4 protein-coding genes are annotated in these 3,790 nt (G+C 66.5%); 2 read left to right on the forward strand and 2 right to left on the reverse strand.

Features of this window, described 5'->3' with window-relative positions; genetic code table 11:
* The coding region (locus AC1DU6_RS23010) for a patatin-like phospholipase family protein (RefSeq protein WP_477859856.1) at positions 1-1,105 on the forward strand (1,105 nt) is incomplete at its 5' end.
* Between the two features lie 201 nt (positions 1,106-1,306).
* Positions 1,307-1,924, forward strand: a complete 618-nt coding sequence (locus AC1DU6_RS23015; RefSeq protein WP_477859858.1) for a hypothetical protein — start codon at positions 1,307-1,309, stop codon at positions 1,922-1,924.
* 31 nt (positions 1,925-1,955) lie between these two features.
* Here AC1DU6_RS23015 and AC1DU6_RS23020 read toward each other — a convergent pair whose 3' ends face one another.
* Both AC1DU6_RS23020 and AC1DU6_RS23025 read right to left on the reverse strand, forming a co-directional pair.
* Positions 1,956-2,471 carry a DUF1697 domain-containing protein gene (locus AC1DU6_RS23020; protein ID WP_056195005.1) on the reverse strand — a complete coding sequence of 172 codons (516 nt, stop codon included), beginning with the start codon at positions 2,469-2,471 and terminating at the stop codon, positions 1,956-1,958.
* A 10-nt stretch (positions 2,472-2,481) separates the two neighbouring features.
* Positions 2,482-3,790, reverse strand: a 1,309-nt coding sequence (locus AC1DU6_RS23025) for a M3 family metallopeptidase (protein WP_477859860.1), incomplete at its 5' end; no start/stop codon positions are given.

The raw sequence follows: 3,790 nt of genomic DNA on the forward strand, positions 1-3,790 counted from the left end.
CCCCTCGCAAACCGTCTACGTCTTCCAGGGTGGCGGCGCCCTGGGTGCCTACCAGGCCGGCTTCGTCGAGGCGCTGGAGGACGCCAGCCTGCCGCCGGACTGGTTGGTCGGCACCTCCATCGGCGCCATCAACGCGGCGCTGATCGCTGGCAATGCGCCGGCCGAGCGCCTGAAGGCGCTGCGCACCTTCTGGGACCGCGTGACGCGGCCCGGCTTTGCGCCACATCTGCCGGCCAGCCCCTTCACGGCGATCTGGCAGCAAGGGCTACAGACCTGGCAGACGCTGACGAGCGGCATCCCGGGCTTCTTCAAGCCGCGCGGCCCGCAGGCCTGGGACATGAACCGGCGTGCGCCGCTGACCGAGCTGGGCTTTTATGACACCGCGCCGTTGGCGGAGACGCTGCGCGAGCTGGTGGACTTCGAGCGCATCGCCGCGGCCGAGACGCGGCTGACGCTGTGCGCCGTCAATGTGCGCACCGGCGGCCTGGCGCTGTTCGACAACCGCGACGGCCGCACCCGCATTGCCCCCGAGCATGTGATGGCCAGTGGTGCCTTGCCGCCGGGCTTCGCGCCGGTTCAGATCGGCAAGGACGCCTACTGGGACGGCGGCATCTACTCCAACACGCCGCTGGATGTCGTGCTCGACGACAGCGAGCGCCGCGACACGCTGTGCTTCATGGTCGACCTGTGGGACGCCAGCGAGGCCGCGCCCAGCACGATGGCCGGGGCGCTGACACGCTACAAGGACATCCAGTACGCCAGCCGCATCTTCGAACACCTGGACGACCACGAGCGCCTGCAGAACCTGCGCCGCGCGCTGCGCTTGGTGGGCCGCAAACTCGACGCCAAGACGGCGGCAGACCCGGCCATCAAGGAACTGTTGGCCCTGGGCTGCGACTCGCGCATCGACGTTGTCCACCTCGTCATGCAGGCCCTGCCCGGCGAGGACTCCTGGCGCGACATCGACTTCAGCGACGAGCGCCTGCGCGCGCGCTGGTCAGCTGGCCTGAAGGACGGGCGGCGCGTGCTGCAGCGCGCGGCCTGGCGCGAACCCATACGGGACCGTGTCGGCATGCGGGTACACACGCTGGACGGTGGGGCCTGAGCTGCCGCGTCTGGCATGACGGCGGGCCTGCAGCGGTGCTGAGGCTTCGGGTAATTGCCTGTCGATCTTTTTGACAATGAGCGGGGCGGCCGCCGCTAGCAGTTCCTCGMCCCTGCCGCTGTAGCCTTGTTTACAGAGCAAGGCGGCGCGCTGGTATGGATCCTGCTGCGTTGGACTGTTCATAACTATGGGAGGTCGGACATGCGAATCAGCAAGACTCTGGTTGCCAAGGCAGCAACCGCGCTGGGGGCTTTGGTGTTGGCATCGACGGGGGCTCATGCAGCACCCGTGGTTGACCAGGCCAATGACGTGATTGGTACGGTCAGCTTCAACGGCGGCGCCCCGACCTTGACCTGGCAGCAAGGCGTGGTGGCGGGGCAGACGGGCCAGTTGACGGCGATCGAGGTGTATTTCAATGCAGCCAATCTGGGCGCGGGTATCCAGTTCTTCGTCAACCAGGGTGCGGGTTGGCAAAGCGATGCGAACGACTTCGACGCGGTGCTGAATGGCCTGGTTGCCGGATGGAATCTGATCGACGTGTCGTMTGCCGGTATTTCGCTGAGCGCTGGTGACCAGTTGGTCTTTGGCTTCAAGGGGCAGAGCCCCGGCAATTTCAGCCCGTCGTTCACGGGGACGAGCGGCGATGTCTATAGCCAAGGCCAGCTGTTCCTGAACGGTGCGGTGTATGCCGTCCCTGACTACGACGTCAACTTCCGCACCTATGTCGAAGCAGGGCGCCTGCCCGAGCCGGGTTCGGCTGCCCTGGTGGTGATCGCCTGTCTGGCCACTGGCCTGGCGCGGCGTCGCGCTCGCGCCTGACGAGCGCTTGTCTGGTCGCGCTGGCCGGCGATCAGCCGTTCGCCAGCGCGTTCAGCTTCTCGACCGTCGCCCAGTTGCGAGTCGTGCAGTCTTCGCCGAGATTTTTCAGCAGCGCAACGGCGGCCTTGCTTTCCAGGATGCCGTGGGCGCACCACAGATAGGCTGCGTGCTCGGTGACGACGAAGCGCTCGGCGCCCTGCGCTGTGATGGCAGCTGCGGCCTGCAGCGCGGCCGCATCGGTTGTCATCGCGACGAGCAGGCGGCTGGGGTCGTCTGCCTCGTCAATGCCATGCCCCGCCGCGATGGCGGCCCATTCGGCCGCCGTCTTCAGGATGACGGCGGCATCGACGCCCAGCTGCTCCCGCACGGCGGTGCGGATCTTGTCGGCGCTGAGCTTCTTCTTGACGTCGAAGACGGCATTGCCGCTGTTCAGCAGCGTCGAGACCTTGGTCGCGCCCAGCTCGGTGAGCAGGGCCTTGAGGTCGGCCATCGCGAGGCGCTTGGCCTTACCGACGTTGATGCCGCGCCACAGCGCCACGTAACGCATCAGAAGCCTTTCAGCTCATGCCCTGATGGCGCAGCAGCGCGTCGATCTTGGGCTCGCGGCCGCGGAAGGCCTTGAAGTTGTCGATGGCATCGCGCGCTCCGCCTTGCTCCAGCACTTCATTCAGGAAGCGCTTGCCGGTGGCGGCGTTGAACACGCCTTCCTCTTCGAACGCACTCCAGGCGTCGGCGCTGAGCAGCTCAGCCCACTTGTAGCTGTAATAGCCCGCCGCATAGCCGCCTGCGAAGACGTGGGAGAAGCTGTGCTGGAAGCGGTTGAAGGCCGGCGGGATCAGCACGGCGACCTCGGCGCGCACCTCGTCCAGCACCTTCTGCACGTCGGCCTCAGCGCCCGGCTCGCCATGCAGGCGCATGTCGAACAGCGCGAACTCGATCTGGCGCAGCGTCATCAGCCCGCTCTGGAAGTTCTTGGCCGCGGTCATCTTGTCGAAGAGATCGCGCGGCAACGGCTCGCCGCTGTCGACGTGGCCGCTCAACTGCTGCAGCACGTCCCATTCCCAGCAGAAGTTCTCCATGAACTGGCTGGGCAGTTCGACGGCGTCCCATTCGACACCGGAGATGCCGGAGACGCCGAGGTCGTTCACCTGCGTCAGCATGTGATGCAGGCCGTGGCCGAATTCGTGGAAGAGGGTGATGACGTCGTCGTGGGTCAGCAGCGCCGGCTTGTCACCAACGGGCGAAGCGAAGTTGCAGGTCAGCAGCGCCACTGGCGTCTGCTGCTCACCCGTGGGCTTGAGCCAGCGGCTGCGCACCTCGTCCATCCAGGCGCCGGGGCGCTTGCCGTTGCGCGCGTAAAGGTCGAGATAGAACTGGGCGATGAGTTGGCCACCGCGGCGCATCTCGTAGAACTTGACGGTCTCGTGCCAGACCGACGCCGTGGCCTCGCTGATGGACACGTCGAACAGGCGCTCGATGATGGAGAACAGGCCCGGCACGACCTTGGTGGCCGTGAAGTACTGCTTCACCGTCTGGTCGCTGAAGGCGTAGCGGGCTTCCTTGAGCTTCTCGCTCCAGTAGGAGACGTCCCAGGATTCCAGCGGTTGCCCCTTGGAAAACTCGCGCAGCTCGGCCAGGTCCCTTTCGGCGAAGGGCCGGGCGCGCTTGGCGAGGTCGCGCAGGAAGGTCTTCACCTCCTCCGGCGTCGAGGCCATCTTGGGCGCCAGCGACACCTCGGCGAAGCTGGCATAGCCGAGCAACTGGGCCTCTTCCTGGCGCAGGGCCACGATCTCGCGCATGGCGGCGGTGTTGTCCCATTCCGGCTTGCCCGTCTCGCTGGCGCGGGTCACGTAGGCGCGGTAGAGC

The sequence above is a fragment of the Roseateles sp. P5_B10 genome, from assembly GCF_056400485.1.